17 protein-coding genes are annotated in these 18,142 nt (G+C 60.9%); 6 read left to right on the top strand and 11 right to left on the bottom strand.

The genetic code is table 11. The features are described 5' to 3' along the window. Positions 1-184 precede the first annotated feature (184 nt). The 8 genes from H3H51_RS12390 to H3H51_RS12425 all read right to left on the bottom strand — a co-directional run bounded on the left by H3H51_RS12390 (position 185) and on the right by H3H51_RS12425 (position 7,111). Entirely contained in the window at positions 185-640 is a 456-nt protein-coding gene (locus H3H51_RS12390; protein WP_183089369.1) for a DUF4304 domain-containing protein, read from the bottom strand. A gap of 80 nt (positions 641-720) precedes the next feature. Then, a complete protein-coding gene (locus H3H51_RS12395) occupies positions 721-1,077 on the bottom strand; it encodes a hypothetical protein (protein WP_183089370.1) in 357 nt (118 codons plus the stop codon). Between the two features lie 1,294 nt (positions 1,078-2,371). Beyond that, positions 2,372-2,803: a WapI family immunity protein gene (locus H3H51_RS12400; RefSeq protein WP_183089371.1), complete on the bottom strand. Its 432-nt coding sequence runs from the start codon at positions 2,801-2,803 to the stop codon at positions 2,372-2,374. Between the two features lie 512 nt (positions 2,804-3,315). Further along, a complete protein-coding gene (locus H3H51_RS12405) occupies positions 3,316-3,819 on the bottom strand; it encodes a hypothetical protein (protein WP_183089372.1) in 504 nt (167 codons plus the stop codon). A 348-nt stretch (positions 3,820-4,167) separates the two neighbouring features. Beyond that, entirely contained in the window at positions 4,168-5,343 is a 1,176-nt protein-coding gene (locus tag H3H51_RS12410) for an MFS transporter (protein WP_235981370.1), read from the bottom strand. Positions 5,344-5,356: 13 nt separating this feature from the next. Further along, positions 5,357-5,596, bottom strand: a complete 240-nt coding sequence (locus H3H51_RS12415) for a DUF1272 domain-containing protein (protein ID WP_183089374.1) — start codon at positions 5,594-5,596, stop codon at positions 5,357-5,359. 91 nt (positions 5,597-5,687) lie between these two features. Continuing rightward, positions 5,688-6,671 (bottom strand): GlxA family transcriptional regulator, encoded by a 984-nt coding sequence (locus H3H51_RS12420; protein ID WP_183089375.1) that lies wholly within the window; start codon positions 6,669-6,671, stop codon positions 5,688-5,690. 173 nt (positions 6,672-6,844) lie between these two features. Then, positions 6,845-7,111 carry a hypothetical protein gene (locus H3H51_RS12425; RefSeq protein ID WP_183089376.1) on the bottom strand — a complete coding sequence of 89 codons (267 nt, stop codon included), beginning with the start codon at positions 7,109-7,111 and terminating at the stop codon, positions 6,845-6,847. Positions 7,112-7,342: 231 nt separating this feature from the next. On the opposite strand from H3H51_RS12425, the gene H3H51_RS12430 reads away from it, so the two are divergent. Continuing rightward, positions 7,343-7,534 carry a PLDc N-terminal domain-containing protein gene (locus tag H3H51_RS12430; RefSeq protein WP_183089377.1) on the top strand — a complete coding sequence of 64 codons (192 nt, stop codon included), beginning with the start codon at positions 7,343-7,345 and terminating at the stop codon, positions 7,532-7,534. A 174-nt stretch (positions 7,535-7,708) separates the two neighbouring features. Continuing rightward, entirely contained in the window at positions 7,709-8,569 is an 861-nt protein-coding gene (speE, locus tag H3H51_RS12435; protein ID WP_183089378.1) for a polyamine aminopropyltransferase, read from the top strand. A gap of 48 nt (positions 8,570-8,617) precedes the next feature. Here the strand turns inward: speE and H3H51_RS12440 are convergent, their stop codons facing one another. Together H3H51_RS12440 and H3H51_RS12445 are read right to left on the bottom strand one after the other, a co-directional pair. Further along, complete coding sequence (locus H3H51_RS12440; protein ID WP_183089379.1) at positions 8,618-9,628, bottom strand: alpha/beta fold hydrolase; 1,011 nt, start codon at positions 9,626-9,628, stop codon at positions 8,618-8,620. Positions 9,629-9,725: 97 nt separating this feature from the next. Further along, positions 9,726-11,171, bottom strand: coding sequence for a methyl-accepting chemotaxis protein (locus tag H3H51_RS12445; RefSeq protein WP_183089380.1), 1,446 nt, complete (start codon positions 11,169-11,171; stop codon positions 9,726-9,728). Between the two features lie 403 nt (positions 11,172-11,574). Here H3H51_RS12445 and H3H51_RS12450 point away from each other — a divergent pair, with 403 nt between their 5' ends. Then, positions 11,575-13,626: an LTA synthase family protein gene (locus H3H51_RS12450; protein WP_183089381.1), complete on the top strand. Its 2,052-nt coding sequence runs from the start codon at positions 11,575-11,577 to the stop codon at positions 13,624-13,626. Positions 13,627-13,794: 168 nt separating this feature from the next. On the opposite strand, the gene H3H51_RS12455 is transcribed toward H3H51_RS12450, so the two are convergent. Next, on the bottom strand, positions 13,795-14,808 hold the full coding sequence (locus tag H3H51_RS12455) for an AraC family transcriptional regulator (protein WP_183089382.1): 1,014 nt from the start codon (positions 14,806-14,808) through the stop codon (positions 13,795-13,797). A gap of 108 nt (positions 14,809-14,916) precedes the next feature. Between H3H51_RS12455 and H3H51_RS12460 the strand changes: the two genes are divergently transcribed. From H3H51_RS12460 to H3H51_RS12470, 3 genes are read left to right on the top strand one after another with little or no spacing between them, the layout of a single operon-like run. Then, positions 14,917-16,389: a flavin-containing monooxygenase gene (locus H3H51_RS12460; protein ID WP_183089383.1), complete on the top strand. Its 1,473-nt coding sequence runs from the start codon at positions 14,917-14,919 to the stop codon at positions 16,387-16,389. Continuing rightward, positions 16,373-17,299 carry an alpha/beta hydrolase gene (locus tag H3H51_RS12465; protein ID WP_183089384.1) on the top strand — a complete coding sequence of 309 codons (927 nt, stop codon included), beginning with the start codon at positions 16,373-16,375 and terminating at the stop codon, positions 17,297-17,299. The genes H3H51_RS12460 and H3H51_RS12465 overlap by 17 nt, the downstream gene beginning before the upstream one ends. Then, positions 17,296-18,057 carry an SDR family oxidoreductase gene (locus H3H51_RS12470; protein WP_183089385.1) on the top strand — a complete coding sequence of 254 codons (762 nt, stop codon included), beginning with the start codon at positions 17,296-17,298 and terminating at the stop codon, positions 18,055-18,057. The genes H3H51_RS12465 and H3H51_RS12470 overlap by 4 nt, the downstream gene beginning before the upstream one ends. The last annotated feature ends 85 nt before the right edge of the window (positions 18,058-18,142 follow it).

The raw sequence follows: 18,142 nt of genomic DNA on the forward strand, positions 1-18,142 counted from the left end.
TCGTGGCGGCTAAAAACGCAGAAATGAGCGGGTGACCTGATCGTCTTTGATCGATTCGCCGCTTTCAAAATCGGCGGGGGCTGAAGTCAGCCAGAAATACATGGCTACTTCAGACCATCCCTAAGGGGCCGGCTTCGCCGGTCCCAGCGAACGAAGTGAGCGCTTTGAGCGTTTTGTTAGGAGTTTATCCAAGTGTTTGTATGCAGGAGCCAACAACTCTCGACTCTAGCCATGCTTCGGCTTGATAAAGTAAAGATGAAACTTCCTTGGCGATAGTTTCGTATTTTTCTATGTCAGAGCCGAAATCAGAGTAGTGGAACCAACTGGTGACTTGGCTGTCAGGCCCCAACCGGGCCCGGGGGAAGGCAAAAGTAGCATCTATCTTGCCCTCTGGGATCGCTTTACCATATCTACTTGGATCAGTGATATCACCTGCCGGAAATGTCCCTATATCAAGAATAAAACGACTAAATGGCCATGAGAAACTAATGGTGATCAGATGTAGTAGGTCGTACTGCTTCTTCTGAAAATGGGGATATTTTCCTGAGTATCCTAGCTCGGTCAAGTGGGGAACAAGCACACGCTTCAGAGCGTCTTTTATTAAATCATTCGGACCTTTCACTTTTTTCCGGGTTTCCACCTTTCTTACTCCTAACGTTTGGTTAAGGGGCCGGCTTTAGCCGGTCCCGAGTGAGCGAAGCGAGCGACTTGAACCAGTAGTTAGAAGCTGACGCCTCGCACAATTTTCCTGACTGTATGTTCGCGTATTGAAAAGAATAGTGCAGCTAGAAACCCTGGGAGGGCAAATAGAAAACCAGACCAGAACCATGCGACTAAGGCACCGGTGATGCAGGTGGAATAAATGATACGTGCTTCGCGAAGACTGATGAGTTCGGAGATGTCTTGCTTTTCTGTTGAAAGGCACCTGGCTACAAAATAGCTGGCAGGAATGCAGAGAAGTGCAATGAAGAAAGAGTTTTCAATGTTTCTCGATACGACGCCTGATAAAGCCCAAATATCTAATGGTATGACTAAAAATAGCAGGCTGTAGCCTACGAGTTTGGGGCGAGCGATCATGGGTTTCTCGGATTCCATGCGGCGGCTTCTAACGATTAAGCTAAGGGGCCGGCTTCGCCGGCCCCAGCGAACGAAGTGAGCGCTTTGAGCGCATTGTTAGGTGCTCTCGGAGCTTGGGTAAACATTCTTTTCATACCAAGCTTCAGAGTGAACATCCTGTTTTGCTGCCTCAATAGCTTTGCTGATTACCTCCAGAGGTATTTGAACAGCTTGGTTCTCAATGTACAGCTCAAACCAAAGTGACTCATCTGCGTCATCTGCAACTATTGTTGCAAGGATGAGGTTCTCTGTATCTGTTGTGGCTCCCAGCTCTAGTTACTTGCCCTGGCTAACGGTGCCGAGCCAGCTGAGAGTTATTGGTGGTCTGGTGGTCTGCACTATTGACACCTAACGTTTGGCTAAGGGGCCGGCTTCGCCGGTCCCGAGTGAGCGAAGCGAACGACTTGAGCCAATTGTTAGATTGCCCAGCCGGACACCGGAAGTGGTGCCAGCGCCGAGCTTAAATGGCGGTGCGCACGGCGTGTCGGTTTTGGCCCGGAAAGTTATTTGTGATGTGCACATTCTCTGAAAGCAACTCCTTTGCTGACCACAAATGACGGCCTCAACTACCAAGCAACCATTCGATTCAGGAACACCGCGCTGATGCAGTGATTGTGTTTCCTGGCTCGGTGCTGAATAACCAATTTTGCCCTTGCGCCTAACGTTTGGTTAAGGGGCCGGCTTTAGCCGGTCCCGAGTGAGCGAAGCGAACGACTTGAACCAGTTGTTAGGAGAAGCATGCACTAAACTCCATTTTCCTGGAAATAACGTTTCCATTCAGCCATGCACTCGTCTGCCAGAGCGAAACAACATTCCTCGCCACGCTCCGTTACTATTTTTGCTTCATCTAGGCTTTCTAGTGCCCCGCCGGGGTATGGGAAAATTGTGGTGGTCGACTTTAGCTGGAAAACCCCGAGCTCAGAATTGCTTCTGCGTTTTTTCGTTAATTTGCAATGCTTCAGCCTGTTACATATGTCTGCGCAAATTCTTAGTGCCGGACTGCTATCGATGAAGTGCTCAATGTTGCTAAGTGAAGGGTATTCATGGCTGTGCTTCACCCAGTCTTTAAGGTGATAGCAGATCTCAAAGAAAGCGAATAGCTCAAATTCAGTGTTTCCGCCGTATTGCGGATAAACTCCCTCGCGAATTGGACGAAGTTTATTGAATTGGTATTGGAGGCGGGCCCGTTGGTATTCCAAAGCTTCTCCTAACGCCTTAGTTAAGCCGCGCCGAAGGCGTCGGCTTGAATGATTGGTTAGGCGCGGACCGGGAATGCCTGAACCAAATCGGATAGCTCATGCAGTGTCGCGGAAAGGAATGTCTGGTCGAGCGAAAAGCCGAAACCGAGCGTGTGGCCGATTCCTGCCTGGTCCATAGCCTTGCCCGAAACGTGGATATGCCCAAGTGAGTCACAGGATGCTCTAAAAACAAGCTGGCCTTCCATTGGCTCAAAGTTGTACTCGCCGCGCAACTCCGCGCTAATTTTTCTTAGCCCCTGCAGAAGGTCGACTAGCTCGGACGTCAGAAAGTTGGCTTGGAAAGTGCCTTTGAACGAACCGGCCCTAACTGTGACCTCGCAAAGCAGCCAGTTGTCGTCGTAGAACTCACCTGTGCGAGGCCGCTCATAGTTGAGAACGGTGAGGGCGACGCTCTCGCCGTCGTTGGCTCCAATTGCAAAGGACTTCATAGAGCGCCTAACGATTAAGCTAAGGGGCCGGCTTTAGCCGGTCCCAGCGAACGAAGTGAGCGCTTTGAGCGCATTGTTAGGCGCCACTGCCCATTTTCTTAAGTATGTATAGCGATGCTTGCCCTGACGTAATCGTAAGCAGGGCTCCGATTATTGAAACACAGAGAGCAACATTCAGAGACATTAAGATGTGAACCGAAGGGCCGGGCCGCAAGAATACGCTGCCTATAGGAAAACTCAGGTAATATGCAATAAATAACGCTGGCAAGAAAGCTATGGCTGCGATGATTGCGGATGCAGTTTTTTTGTTTTTACTTACCTCGGAATTGTTTGTGCTTATATAAGTATTCCGTAAAAACAAAATAGCCCAGTAAGCTGCTGCTAGAACGCCGAATAATGATGCTGTCATCGGATTTAAGGCTGACACGATCCCTCCTTGGAGCCTAACGTTTGGTTAAGGGGCCGGCTTTAGCCGGTCCCGAGTGAGCGAAGCGAACGACTTGAACCATTTGTTAGGGCTTGCAATTTGCAAGTGCATTGCCTTCATCACAAGGTACAAGGCCATCTAGCGTTGTGAGGTCTGATATTGCTTGAGGGCCGCAAAGAAGAGAAGTTTCACTATTTTCGACTCGGGTGTCTACGACGAGTACTCCGCGATATGTACTAGGTTTTTGTTCACCTTCGTAGTAATCGAGAATAGAGTAATTGTAAGCACCGATAGTGAAAGAGATTTGTTTTCGGTCGACTTGATAGCGCACATAGTGTGCGTATCGAAATTTCTCAAGAGATCTTTCGCTGTTGTTTGGATAGGAAAGCTCAATTCTATTAATTTTTCCAAATTTATAAGTTAATGATCCAGACTCTGCTGAAAGATTTTGAGAGGCACACAGTGATACAACTTTTGACGAGTTCATAACTTTGCATGAGAAAATAGTACGCTCCTGGCTGGAGCAGTGACTTTCGACAGCTAAAGCATTTGTAGCAATTAAGATGATGAGGGCGAGGCAGTGGCGCATGGTTGGCCCTAACTATAAGTAGACGACACATGTGGGGTGATTGTTTACGCCACTTGTGTCGCATAACGTTCCTTGTCACACGCCAAGCTCTTGATTCTCATACCTGACCACGCGGCAGACCCGACATGTGCAGGACAAAAAGCGACAGTGGACAAGATCAGGGTGCTGAGCGAGTCGCGCACCATTGCCTGAGAAATTACGGATAGGGGCGAGGGATGTCTAGCGGGTGCATGAATGAAGTGTCGAAAGCACTTGCCTACGTTGGCCAGCAAAGTCCAGCGCCCGAAGCACCTGGTACAGACAAGCGCTGTTCATCACTCAATTAGGGCGCGGAAGGCTATCTACCGATCAGCCCGGTTGTGCTGCCGGTCTTTGTCGTGCACCGCCACGCAGCATCAGCAGGGCGATGGCAACCAACGGCAGCATGCCGATGTTCACCGCGCTCCAGCCAGCACCTGTAACCAGCGCACCCGAGGCAAAGGACGCGCAGGCGGCGACCAGGCCGTTGCCCAGCTCCATCAAACCCTGGGCCTGGCCGCGCTCTTCGGTGGCGTGACCTTCGCCAAGCAGGGTGGTGCCGGCTACCAGCATCAGGTTCCATCCCAACCCCAGGAGGAAGGAACTGGCCAGGAAATGCACTTGGTCGATGCCGGTCAGCGCCACTGCAGCGCTGGACAGCAGAATCAGGCAGCCGAGCAGGGCGGTGCGCCGGCTACCCAGACGATCCACCAGCGGGCCGGCGACAAAGGCGGGCAGGAACATGCCGAGCATGTGCCAGCGAATCACTTCCGAGGCGACTTCCAGTGGCAGGCCACAGAACTTCATGGCCAGTGGGGTGGCGTTCATCACCAGTACCATCAGCCCATGGCCGATGGCGGTGGTGGCCAGGGCGGCGCGCACGACCGGACGGCCGAGCAATCGCCGACGCAAGCCGGGATCACGCACGGGCGTCGGCGGCAGGCCGCCATCGCCAAGGCTGGCCATCAGCAGCAGGCCGGCAAGTGCCAGCACGGCAATGCTCAGGTAGGCGCCGACAAACGGCGTGGCCAGGGCATTCTTCGCCCACAGCGCCAGGCTCGGTGCGAGCAGCGCGGCCAGCACGCCACCCCCGACCACCCAGGCCGTGGCGCGGCCCTTGTGCGCCTGGTCCACCGCCTCCAACGCGGCAAACCGGTAGTACATGGCCGAGGCCTGGTAGCCGCCGATGGGCAGGGCGCCCAGGCAGAACAGCCAGAAATCGCCGATCCACACACCCAGTGCGCTGAGCAGCCCACCAAGAATGCCCAGTGCCGCGCCGAGCATCAGCCCGGGGCGGCGGCCGCGGCGCTGCATGAACAGCGACAGCGGCTGCACGCTGAGCAGGTTGCCGAGCACCAGCAAGGCCAGCGGCAAGGTGGCCAGGCCATTGCTCGGTGCCAGTTGCAGGCCGATCAGGGCAGTGAGGGTGATGCCGATCATTGCGCAGCTCCAGTACAGGGCTTGGGCGATGAACAGGCGCAGCAACGTGGGGTTGCGAAGTAGCAACATGGGCGTGATCTCAGGCGCAGCCGGTGGGCTTGTGGATGCGCTCGCGGGAGGGCGGGTTGGCGGCCAGTTTGGCGGTCGGGCGGATCGGTCGACGCACCAGTTCACCGGCGCAGTTGGGGCAGTGGCCGTGCAAGCGCTCTTCCGCGCAGGTGCGGCAGAAGGTGCATTCGAACGAGCAGATCATGGCGTCCGGCGAGTCGGGTGGCAGGTCACGGTCGCAGCACTCACAGCTGGGGCGTAGTTGCAGCATGGCAATTTCTCCTTGGGAAGCTTTTTACGATCTCGCGAGTTAGAGCCAGGCCGTTTTTAACGCGGCATGGCCGACGCGCAGCAGATTGTGATCAGGCGAAGCGCTCGGCGTAGTCCTGTGGACTCACCGAGAGGTGTTTGTGGAAGGTGCGGCGCAGGTTTTCCGGATGGCGAAAACCGGTCAGGCGGGCCACGGTGCCGATTGATGTCCCCGCGCTTTGCAGCAGCAGGCGCGCGGATTCCAGGCGCAGTTGTTCGACGTAGCGCCCCGGCCCCATGCCCAGTTCCTGCACGAACAGCCGCGACAGACTGCGACTGGACAGATTGGCCCGTTCGGCCAGGGCCTCCAGCGACAAGTCGGAGGCCAGGTTCTGCGCCATCCATTCGAGCAGGCCGAGCAGGCGTGGCGTGCGGTTGGCATCCGGGGTGAGCAAGGCGCTGAACTGTGCCTGGCCACCGGGGCGGCGCAGGAACATCACCAGGCGGCGCGCCACGGCAAGCGCCAGCGGGCGGCCGAGGTCGGCCTCGACCAGGGCCAGCGCCAGGTCGATGCCGGCGGTAACCCCGGCGGAGGTGAAGACATGCGCGTCGCCGTCATGGCCGTCCGGGTCGTAGGTGTGCAGGCGGTCGCCATCGACTTCGATCCGCTCATGGCAGCGCAGGGCTGCCACGTCAGCCCAGTGCGTGGTGGCGCGGCGCCCATCCAGCAGGCCGCTGGCCGCGAGGATCAGTGCGCCGGAGCAGACCGAGCCGAGCCGGCGTACTTGAGGTTCGGCCGCACGTAGCCAGTCAAGTAGCGGCGGGTTGCTGCACTGCCGCGTTTCGCCCAGGCCGCCGGGAATCAGCAAGGTATCCAGCTGCGCGGGGTCAACGTCGCGCCAGGCCTGTTCGGCCACCAACTGGAACCCGGCGGAGGTCGCCACCGGCCCTGGCTGTTCGGCCAGTAGGCGCAGAACGTAGAGCGGCGCGCGGCCCTGGCGCTGGCACTCGACATTGGCCGAGGCGAAGACCTGCAGGGGGCCGGTGACATCCAGGCTCATTACATCCGGGTAGATCAGGCAGGCGACGGTTTTCATGACGTGCGCTCGTAAGAAGATGAACGCAGTCTGCCTCCGGGGCGAATTGGCAACAAGGACAATAACCCCACAGATATTGCCAGCGTGGGGGCTTTTACTGCGCCCAATAAAAACCCCCTCGGCCTGGGGCGGAGGGGGCTGGGGTGGCGGCAGGCCGGGGTATTACGGTGTACTTACTCCGGCATGCTCCAGGGCTCAAGAGCGTAACCCTGGCTGCTGAGCTGCTCGCGGGAGTGGGTCAGCACGTCGGCCAGCTGCGACGGGTCGCGGTAGGTGCTGCTGGGAATGCGGGCCTGGCCGACGCGGGTGTTGGTGCGGTCGACCACGGTCAGGTTGAGTTCACCGGTGCCATCCTGCGCGGACCACGCCACGCATTGGAAAGGCTGGAAGGCGCGGCCGGCGATCAAGAGTGCTTCGTTAACGCGGAGCATGGTGTTCATGGGTCTGGTTCTCCGAAAGATGCCCAATATGCAATTAGGCCAGCAAGAACGTGTATTGCGCGGCCTGTGAACTATTGATGGCGGAACCTGACCTTGGAGTCACATCCTGTCGTAAAAACATAGCAATATGTCGCATGTGGCCGTTTTATCGGGCTTTTAGCGAAGAAACAGGAACATCCGGGGATAGCGCATATCCTAAATCGAGTACCCCCATCACACAGGAGTGTCCCCATGGGTTCTGCACTGAGCGGTCTGATTGGTCTGGCCATCCTCGCCCTGGATATCTGGGCGATCATCAACATCATTAAAAGCGGCGCCGACACCGGGATGAAGGTTGTCTGGGTGCTGCTGATCCTGTTCCTTCCCGTGCTGGGCCTGATCATCTGGGCCGTGGCCGGCCCGCGTGGCAACGTCCGTCTGTAATCCTCCAATCTGCCTGAACCGCCCCTGCCTGCACGCGTCTACCGCTGGCAGGGGCGTCACACATGCTGTGGCAGCGTGGTGGTGGAGCCTGTGCGCGTATCTCCTTACAATGCGCGCCTTTTCATGGGCGGGTTGCAGTCCGTCCTAATCCACCACAACGAGGAGGACTAACCCATGAGCGACTATCAGGAAACTCTCTATCCCGGCTATGGCCAGCGCTTCAGCATGGACAAGCTGCTGCATGAAGTGCGCACCGAGCACCAGCACCTGGTGATCTTCGAGAATGCGCGCATGGGCCGGGTGATGGCGCTGGACGGTGTGATCCAGACCACCGAGGCCGACGAGTTCATCTACCACGAGATGCTCACCCATGTGCCGATCCTCGCCCACGGCAATGCCAAGCGCGTGCTGATCATCGGCGGTGGCGACGGCGGCATGCTGCGCGAGGTGCGCAAGCACCGCAGCGTGGAGAGCATCACCATGGTCGAGATCGACGGCACCGTGGTCGATATGTGCAAGGAGTTCTTGCCCAACCACTCCTGCGGCGCCTATGAAGACCCACGGCTGAACCTGGTGATCGACGACGGCATGAACTTCGTGGCCAACACCACGGAGAAATTCGACGTGATCATCTCCGACTCCACCGACCCTATCGGCCCGGGCGAAGTACTGTTCTCCGAGAATTTCTACCAGGCTTGCCGCCGCTGCCTGAACGATGGCGGCATCCTGGTTACGCAGAACGGCACGCCGTTCATGCAGCTCAGCGAAGTACAGAACACCGCCAGCCGCATGGATGGCCTGTTCGCCGACTGGCACTTCTACATGGCGGCGGTGCCCACCTACATCGGTGGCAGCATGACCTTCGCCTGGGGCGCCACCGATGCCGACTACCGCAAGCTGCCGCTGGAAACCCTGCGCCAACGCTACGCCGGCAGCGGTATCGTGACCCGCTACTACAACCCGGAAATCCACATCGGCGCCTTCGCCTTGCCGCAGTACGTATTGCAGGCGATCAACAAACCGAGCAACGACTGAGTTGCAGGTGATATGAAAAAGCCGGCGAATGCCGGCTTTTTCATTGCCTCAGTGCTGCTGGGCCAGGCCTTTCAGCAGCGCCTGATGGAAACGCTCCGGCGCCTCGACCTGCGGTGAGTGCCCCAGTTCGGCGAACTCCACCAGCGTGCCTTTCGGCAGTGCAGCGGCGGCTTTGCGGCCCAGCTCCGGATAGTTGCCCAGGCGCGCGGCAACTTCCTTCGGCGCACGGTTGGCGCCCGGCGCGGTACGGTCCTTGCCGCCGATCAGTAGCAGGGTCGGCGCCTGGATGCGGCCGAACTCATGGATCACCGGCTGGCTGAACAGCATGTCGGCCGTCTGCGCCTGGTTCCAGGCGACTATCTCGCGGCCCGGGCCGTGGTACAGGCCGACCTGCATGTCTACCCAGCGGTCGTACTCCGGCTTCCACTGGCCGTTGTAGTAGAAGCGCAGCTGGTAGTTTTTGATGCTCTCGGCATTGGTTTTCAGCTCACCCTGGTTGAGCTGGTCGATGCTGGCATAGGGCACGCCTTCGGCCTGCCAGTCCTCCAGGCCAATCGGGTTGACCAGCACCAGTTGCTGCACGCTCTGCGGATGGTTGATGGCAAAGCGTGCGGCCAGCATGCCGCCCATGGAGTGACCAATCACCGTGGCCTTGGCAATGCCCAGCCGGTCCAGCAGTGCCTGGGTGTTCTGCGCCAGCTGGTTGAAGCTGAACTGATAGCCGCGCGGCTTGCTGGATGCGCAGAAACCGATCTGGTCCGGGGCGATCACCCGGTAGCCGTTGTCACTCAGGGTGGCGATGGTCTGTTCCCAGGTAGCGCCGCAGAAGTTCTTGCCATGCAGCAGCACAGCGGTCTGGCCGTTGGCCTTGCCCTTGGCGGGGACGTCCATGTAAGTCATGGACAAGCTCTGGCCCTGGGACTGGAACTCGAAGTGCTGCTGCGGATAGGGGTAGTCGAAGCCTTCCAGGCGTTCGCCGTAACTGGGCGTGGCGGCGTGGAGGGCGGTGCTGCTCAGTAGCGGGGCGAGCAGCAGGGCGGCGGCGTTGAGCCTGGGCATGGGTGGAACTCCTGGCAATGTGCAGGCGGCAGTTGTAGGACAACTGCCGCCCGCTGAGAAAGTCTCACTGTGTGCCGGGATATTTCCAGTGCGTCGTTCAGCGCTGTTCCACCACCCGCTGGTGCAACTGGTGGGAGAGCTGGTCCAGCCGCTCGCCCAGCGCCAGCAACGAGTCCTGGGCGCTGAGCAGGTCGGCGCTGGCGGCGCGCTGGCGCTGGCTGGCCTCGCGCTGGGCGGCGCTGTTGTCACGCACCTGGGCGAGCTGGCGGTGAGCCAGGTCGAGGGCCTGGCTGTGCTGGAGGATGGCGGTGGACAGGTTGTCGGTGAGGGCGGCGTTGGTGCCCAGTGCCACGCCGACATCGCTGACTTGCGAGGCGCCGGTGTTGACGATCTGTTCCGACTGGCCGAGTACGCTCTGCACGGTGTCGGCGGTCTGGTTGCTGCGTTGCGACAGGCTGCGCACCTCATCGGCGACCACGGCAAAGCCGCGTCCATGCTGGCCAGCGCGGGCCGCCTCGATGGCGGCGTTGAGGGCCAATAGGTTGGTCTGCTGGGCGATGGCGCTGATCATCTGCATGGATTCAGCGATGCGCTGGTTGCTCTGCTGGATGGCCTGCATGCTCTGCTGCGCCTCCTGCATGCGCTCGGCGCAGTGGTTGACCTGCTGGCTGCTGTGCTGGGTGTCCTGACTCAACTGCTGCATGTGCGAGGTGCTGACGGCGAGGTTTTCCAGTACTTCATGCAGGGCCAGGTCGAGCCCATGCATAGCGTCGGCCTGCTGTTGCACGTCGCCGTCGATGCTGTGGCAGCGCTGGCGGATATTGTCCTGGGTGGCGTGCAGCTGTTGGGACAGCTGGCGCAGGTCGCCGGCGCTCTGCCGCACTTCTTCGAGCAGGGCGGCCAGTTGCTGGCTGCCGGCCGTGGCCTGCTGGTTGACGACCTGAGCGTCCTGCAGGTGTTGCTGGGCATCGGCCAGGGCTTGCTGGCGGACTTTGGCGTTGTACCACTGGGCCAGCCAGACGGTGATCACCGGCAGCAGATACCCCGAGTATTCATTGACCATGGCATCGCGCGGGCTCAGCTCGAACACCGGCAGGACTGCGCCGGAGCGGTCGAGCTTGATCAGCCAGAGCACGAAGAGCATTTGCAGCAGGCTCCAGAAGGCCGCGCTACGGCCACCCAGCAGCAGGTAGGCGAAGCCGATCACCACCAGCGGCCAGTAGATGTGCGCTGAATGCAGGCCGCCGAGGTGGTAGATGAGGATCATCGCGTAGCTGCTGATCAGCGCCATGGACAGGTTGCCCACCGCGCGGGCGGTGAGCCAGGCGTTGCGCAGGATCAGCAGCACCAGCGGCATGCCGATGATCAGCAGGAACGAGCCCTGGACCAGCGCATCGTTGCCCAGGCGTCCCCACTTGATGCCGCTGTACAGGCCGATGACCAGCCCGCACAGGGAGAAAAAGGCGAGCATGTGGCTGAGCAACTGGTCGCTGCGGTCCTGCTCGACCTGCGGCATGAACGTGGCTAATAGCCCTTGTTGCATGGGATGGCCTCAATTCTTGTTATTGGAAGTGCTGACTTCGCCGCATGATCGGCGAGGGTCGCAGGCACCCACTGCCAGATAGTGGCAGTTGGCCTTTAGGCAGATTACCCCGTCAAAGTGCTGGCGGCGATAGTCTGGCGATGAGCTGCAGCCAGGTTTGGGCTGAGGAAACTCGCGAGGCGCCACCTCTCGGGGGCTGTGGCGGTTGATGCGGCTGAACAGCCTGAAGAAAAGGCCGAATCGGCATCGCGTGGCCGAATTGTGGCGGTTCAGACTTATCTCGATTCAAGTTCTACGCGCCGTTTCAACGGAAATTTCACATCCCAGCCGTATACTGCGCGCCGCGCCTGAGCCGCTGGCGGTCTCCGGCCCCTACCTTTTCGAGAGCCTGGATTCCTCGCCAATGTCGTCAATGGATAGCACTTTCAAGCAACCGCGCCTCACACCCAGCGTCAGCAGCCACTTGGCATTCACCCTGGCCAGCGCCCTGGTGCTGATGCTCATGTATTCGCTGCTGCGTGTGGCCTTGCTGGCCTACAACCACGAGCAGATCGGCACGACCCCCTGGATCGAGTTCGCCGAGGCCTTCCTCAATGGCCTGCGTTTCGATCTGCGCCTGGTGGTGTACGCCTGTGCGCCGTTGCTGCTGTCGCTGCTGGCGCCGCGGGCGATGGCCGCGCGGCGGGTGCATGTGGCTTGGCTGAGCCTGTTTGCCAGCCTGACCCTGTTCCTTGGCGTGTCCGAGCTGGATTTCTATCGCGAGTTTCACCAGCGCCTCAACGGCCTGGTGTTCCAGTACATGCAGGAAGACCTGGGCACCGTGCTGAGTATGCTCTGGTACGGCTTCCCGGTGGTGCGCTACCTGCTGGCCTGGGCCCTGGCGACATTGGCGCTGGTATGGCTGTTCCACCTGGTCGAGCAAGCCACTCGCCCGCGTCGCAGCAAGCCGCTGATGGCCTGGTACGGCCGGCTTGGCGTGCTGCTGGTGTGCCTGCTGGTGGCCGTGCTGGCTGCCCGTGGCACTCTCAAGCAGGGCCCGCCGCTGCGTTGGGGGGATGCCTACACCACCGAGTCGATGTTCGCCAACCACCTGGGTCTGAACGGCACATTGACTCTGGTCGATGCGGCGAAGAACAGCTTCTCCAGCCATCGTGACAACACCTGGAAGGCCAATCTGCCAGAGGCCGAAGCCTTGCAGACGGTGCGCCAGATGCTGGTCGGCGAGCACGACAAGCTGGTCGATGCCGACAGCGCCGCCGTGCGCCGCGAGTTCACCCCGCCGCTGGCCGGCACCTTGCCGGCGCGCAACGTGGTAGTGATCCTCATGGAAAGCTTCGCCGGCCGCTGGGTCGGTGCCCTGGGCAGCGACTCCAACATCACCCCGAACTTCGACCGCCTGAGCAAGGAAGGGCTGCTGTTCACCCGTTTCTTCTCCAACGGCACCCATACCCACCAGGGCATGTTCGCCACCATGGCGTGCTTCCCCAACCTGCCGGGCTTCGAGTACCTGATGCGCACCCCGGAAGGCGGCCACCAGTTCTCCGGCCTGCCGCAGTTGCTCAGTGCCCGTGGCTACGACGACCTGTACGTCTACAACGGCAACTTCCAGTGGGACAACCAGTCCGGCTTCTTCAGCAACCAGGGCATGCGCCGTTTTATTGGCCGTGAAGACTTCGTCGACCCGGTGTTCATCGATCCGACCTGGGGCGTGTCCGACCAGGACATGTTCGACCGTGGCGCCGCTGAACTGGCCAAGCTCGACCCGAGCAAGCCGTTCTACGCGCTGCTGCAGACGCTCTCCAACCACACGCCGTATGCCTTGCCGAAAGACCTGCCGGTAGCACCCGTGACCGACCAGGGCTCCTACAACGAGCACCTGACGGCCATGCGTTACTCCGATTGGGCGCTGGGGCAGTTCTTCGAGAAGGCGAAAAAGCAGCCGTACTACAACAACACCCTGTTCGTGGTGGTCGGTGACCATGGTTTCGGTAGCCCGGAACAGCTGACCGAGATGGACCTGTTCCGCTTCAACGTGCCGCTGCTGGTGATCGCGCCGGGAACGCAGGAGAAGTTCGGCACCCACCGCGATACCGTGGGTACGCAGATCGACGTGGTGCCAACCATCATGGGTCGCCTCGGTGGCGATGTACGCCACCAGTGCTGGGGTCGCGACCTGCTCAACCTGCCTGAGGGCGACCAGGGTATTGGCGTGATCAAGCCATCGGGCAGCGACCAGACCGTGGCCATCGTCAACGGCGACAAGATCCTGGTGCAGCCCAAAGGCATGCCGGCCAAGCTCTACCACTACCAACTGGGAGCTGGCGCCAAGGTTGAAGTGGTGAATGGCGACCCGGCCCAGGCGCTGATGCAGCAGCGTCTCGAGTCGTTCCTGCAGATCGCCACGCAGAGCCTGCTGCAGAACACCGCCGGGGTTGCTGAGCGCAAGGCGCAGTAACTCTTTCGGTCCGCAGCACAACTGCGGGGTACCTATGTACAGGCTTGCGAGCTAGAGCCATTGCAAGGAAAAAACAGGCGAGGACGCGGAGTTTACTGGGATAAATGAGCAGTCCGAGCCTGTTTTTGACGCAGCAGGGCCGACGCGCAGCAGGCTTTGCATAGGTACTCAGCTGCGCTGGTACTGGCGCGGCGTCACCCCTTTCCAGCGTTTGAAGGCATGGATGAAGTTCGACACTTCGCCATAGCCCAGGCGTTCGGCCACTTGCTCCAACGTCAGCCCGCCCATGGCCAGCAGTTCCTCGGCCAGGGCCTGGCGGACTTCCTCCAGCAACAGGCGGAAGTTGGTGTTTTCCTCTTCCAGGCGCCGGCGCAGGGTTCGCGAACTCATGTGCAGGCCGTCGGCAACTTCTTCCATATCGGCCAGACGTCCCGGACGGCTGAGCAACTGGTTGCGAATCTGTCCGGCCAGGCCGTCGCGGCGGCGGCGTTTATCCAGCAGTTGCTGGCACTGCGCTTCGCACAGGCTGGCGGTGGAAGGGTTGGCCCCTGGCAGCGGCAGGTCGAGCAGATAGCGCTCGAACACCAGGCGGTTCTCGGCCTGGGCGAAGTTGGGCAGCAGGCCGAACTCGCGGAGGTAAGGCTGTGTGTCTGCGGGTGCCGATTGGCGCAGGTCCATGCGCTGGATCAGCACTTCGCGGTTGAGCAACTCGCGTTGCACGGTGAGCATGCCGGCCAGGTCGCGGTCGAGGATGAAGGGCTGCAAATCAGCTGGGATGTGCTGGTCGTCGAGTAACAGGTGGACTTCTTCGCCGTGCTCCTCAATGCGCATGCCGTGAAAGGCATAGGTCAGGTCCAGATAGCGCAGGCCCAGGAGCACCGCGTCACGATAGGTCGGGCTGCTGAGCAGGGCAAAACCCCAGATGCCGTAGGTGTTGAGCTGATAGCGACGTCCGGCGAGAAGGCCGATACCGGGCCGATCGCCGAGGCCTTGCACCAGGTTGCGGATCAGTTGCAGCTCCTGATCGGCGGCGACCTCTGCGCCAGGGTCCGCCAGCAGCTGCCAGCTCAGGTCGGTGCCGGCCAGGCAGGCGTCGATCGACAAGCCCTGATCGAGGCCGAATTGCGCCATCAATTGCACACTGATGGCGCTGCGACGAGGAGGGCAGTGGGAGGCAGGCATGTGTCTGTCCGAAAGTCACAATTTATTGGCCGACTATGCCATAAACCTTCACAGGCCGAGTGGTTAGCATCCGTACATCCGCAATACTGGCGGTTCACGGAGACCACAATGAATAACAAGACTCCCGAACAGGCACCCTTGCGCGTGCTGATCATCGGCTCCGGCTTTGCCGGCCTGGGCCTGGCCATGCGCTTGCGCCAGCAGGGTGTGGAGGATTTTCTGATCCTCGAGAAGGGCAGCGAGCCCGGTGGCACCTGGCGCGACAACACATATCCGGGCGCCGCCTGCGATGTGCCCTCGCACCTGTATTCCTTCTCGTTCGAACCGAAAACCGACTGGACGCGTCGCTATGCACCGCAGGCGGAAATCTTCGCCTATGTGCGCCAGTGCGTGGCCAAGTACCAGCTGCAGTCGCGCATTCGCTGCAACAGCGAAGTGGCCGAGGCAGAGTTCGACGAGCAAGCGGCGCTGTGGCGGGTAACCACCGCCGACGGCGCACAATTCAGCGCACGGGCCTTGGTCAGCGCCTGCGGCCAACTCAACCGGCCGCTGTATCCGAAGATTACCGGGCTGGAGCGCTTTGCCGGGGAGAGCTTCCACTCGGCACGCTGGCGGCATGACATCGACCTGAGTGGCAAGCGCGTGGCGGTGATCGGCACCGGCGCCAGTGCCATCCAGTTCGTCCCGCAGATCATGCCGAAGGTGGCGAAGCTGCACCTGTTCCAGCGCTCTGCCGCCTACGTGCTGCCCAAGCCGGACCGCGCCTACAGTCGCTTCGAACTGGCGTTGATGCAGCGCTTCCCCTGGACGCAGAAGCTCGACCGCGGCCTGCAGTACGTCTATCACGAGGCCCGGGGCGTGGCCTTCTTCCTTGTGCCGTGGCTGATGAAACCCTACCGCGCCAACTTCCTGCGCCAGCTCGCGCGGCAGGTTCCGGAGCCGGAGCTGCGCGCCAAGCTGACCCCGAATTACCCGCTGGGCTGCAAGCGCATCCTCATCAGCAACGACTATTACGCGGCGCTGGCACAACCGCAGGCCGAAGTGGTCAACGAGGCCATTCGCGAAATCAGCGAGCGCGGGGTGGTCACTGCCGATGGCCGTGAGCGCGAAGTGGATGTGCTGATCTATGGCACCGGCTTCGCCGCCAGCGACTTCCTCGCGCCGATGCGCATCCGTGGGCTCGGCGGCCTTGACCTGAACCAGGCCTGGCGGGACGGCGCCGAGGCGTACAAGGGCATCAGCGTCAATGGCTTTCCGAACCTGTTCCTGCTCTACGGGCCGAACACCAACCTCGGCCACAACTCGATCATCTACATGCTGGAAAGCCAGTTCCCCTACGTACTGAGCTGCCTGCAGCAACTGGATCAGGGCGTGCGCTACCTCGACGTGCGCGCACCGGTGCAGCACGCCTGGAACCAGCGCCTACAGCACGACATCGAGCATTCGGTGTGGGAGCAGGGCTGCAACAGCTGGTACAAGAATGCCGCCGGCAAAAACACCAACAACTGGGCGGGGTTCACCTTCCGCTACCGCCAGCACACCCGCCAACCGGACTGGAGCGACTATGACCTTGTCCGTTGAGTTGCCCGTCGCACCGGGCGTCGGGCAGCGGCTGCTCTCGGCGTTGCTGCGCGCGAGCACCTGGGCGCTGTTTCGCAGCGGTTTCCGGCCTGGCGTTTCGCCTGTCAGTCAGCGTCGCTTGCTGCGCCTGGCTACCCGCATTGCGCCGGTGGTGCGCTCGGTACGCATCGAGCCGGGGCAGATTGGTGGCGTGCCGTGCGAATGGCTGACGCCACCAACCGATAACGGCTGGGTACTGCTCTACCTGCATGGCGGTGCGTTCATGGTCGGCGCACCGCAGACCCACCGCAGCATCACCAGCTACCTGGCCCGGCATGGCCAGTTGCGCGTGTGTGCGCTGGATTATCGGCTGGCACCGGAGCACCCGTTCCCGGCGGCGCCGGATGATGTGCTGGCGGCCTACCGCGCGCTGCTGGAGCAGGGGCAGGCAGCCGAGCGCATCGTCATTGCCGGCGACTCGGCGGGTGGCAACCTGACCTTGTGCGCGGCCCTGCGCCTGCGCGAGCTGGGTTTGCCACAACCGGCGGCGCTGGTGTGCTTCTCGCCGGTCACCGATGTCAGCGGCGCCAACCTGCACGAGCCACCGGCGGGCGATCCGTTGTTGCAAACGGCCTGGCTGGGGCAGGGCGTGGATGCCTATTGCCCGCCGGGCGTCGATCGGCGTGATCCGGCGCTGTCGCCCCTGTATGCCGATCTGCGCGGCCTGCCGCCGCTGCTGGTCCAGGTTGGCGAGGACGAGCGCCTGCTGACCCAGAGCCTGCGTTTGCAGGAGCAGGCCGGTATCGACCTGCAACTGGAGCTCTATCCGCGCCAGTGGCATGTGTTCCAGATCAATTGCGGCTTGCTGGATATCGCCGACCTGGCGTTGCAGCGGGTGCTCGAATTTCTCCGTCAGCGAGGTTGCCGATGAATACCATCCTGATTACCGGTGCCGCCTCCGGCATCGGCGCGGCGACCGCCCGCTTGTTTCATTCGCGTGGCTGGAAGGTCGGCCTGCTCGATATCAATCATGCCGCCCTGGCCACGCTGGCCGCTGAGCTGGGTGGCGTGTGGCACGCCGAGCTGGATGTCAGCGATGCCGGAGCGGTGCGCGAGGCCCTGGCCGATTTCTGTGCGCTGCACGGCGGCCAGTTGCGGTTGCTGTTCAACTGCGCTGGGATTTTGCGCTTCGGCTACTTCGAGGAGATCAGCCTGGAGGAGCACGTGAGCATCCTGCAGATCAACGTGCTCGGCCTGTTGCAGGTCAGCCATGCGGCGTTTCCCTACCTCAAGGCCACGCCCGACGCGCAGGTGATCAACATGGGCTCGGCATCCGGCTTATATGGCACGCCGCACATGGCCAGTTACTCGGCATCGAAGTTCGCCGTGCGTGGCCTGACCGAGGCGCTGGACCTGGAGTGGCGTCGCCATGGCATCCGCGTGGGGGACCTGATGCCGCCGTTCGTGCGTACGCCGATGGTGGACAGTCAGCGTTTCACGCCACCGGCGCTGAAGCGCCTGGGCGTCAATCTACAAGCGGAAGATATTGCCCAGGCGGTCTGGCAGCAGGCTGGCCATTCGCAGGTGCATCGGCCGATTCATTGGCTGTTCAAGTTGATGTACTGGTCTGGCCAGCTGTCGCCGCCGGCGCTGAGTCGTCTGCTGATGGCCTGGATCAGCCGCGACTGATACCAAGCGCGCCAGTTCGTCGGCGTCAGAATTACCGAGAGCCGCCTGTCGCCGGGCGGTTGTCGGCGGTATATCCATTCAGCAA

This window comes from Aquipseudomonas ullengensis (assembly GCF_014174475.1).
Lineage (GTDB): Bacteria > Pseudomonadota > Gammaproteobacteria > Pseudomonadales > Pseudomonadaceae > Aquipseudomonas > Aquipseudomonas ullengensis.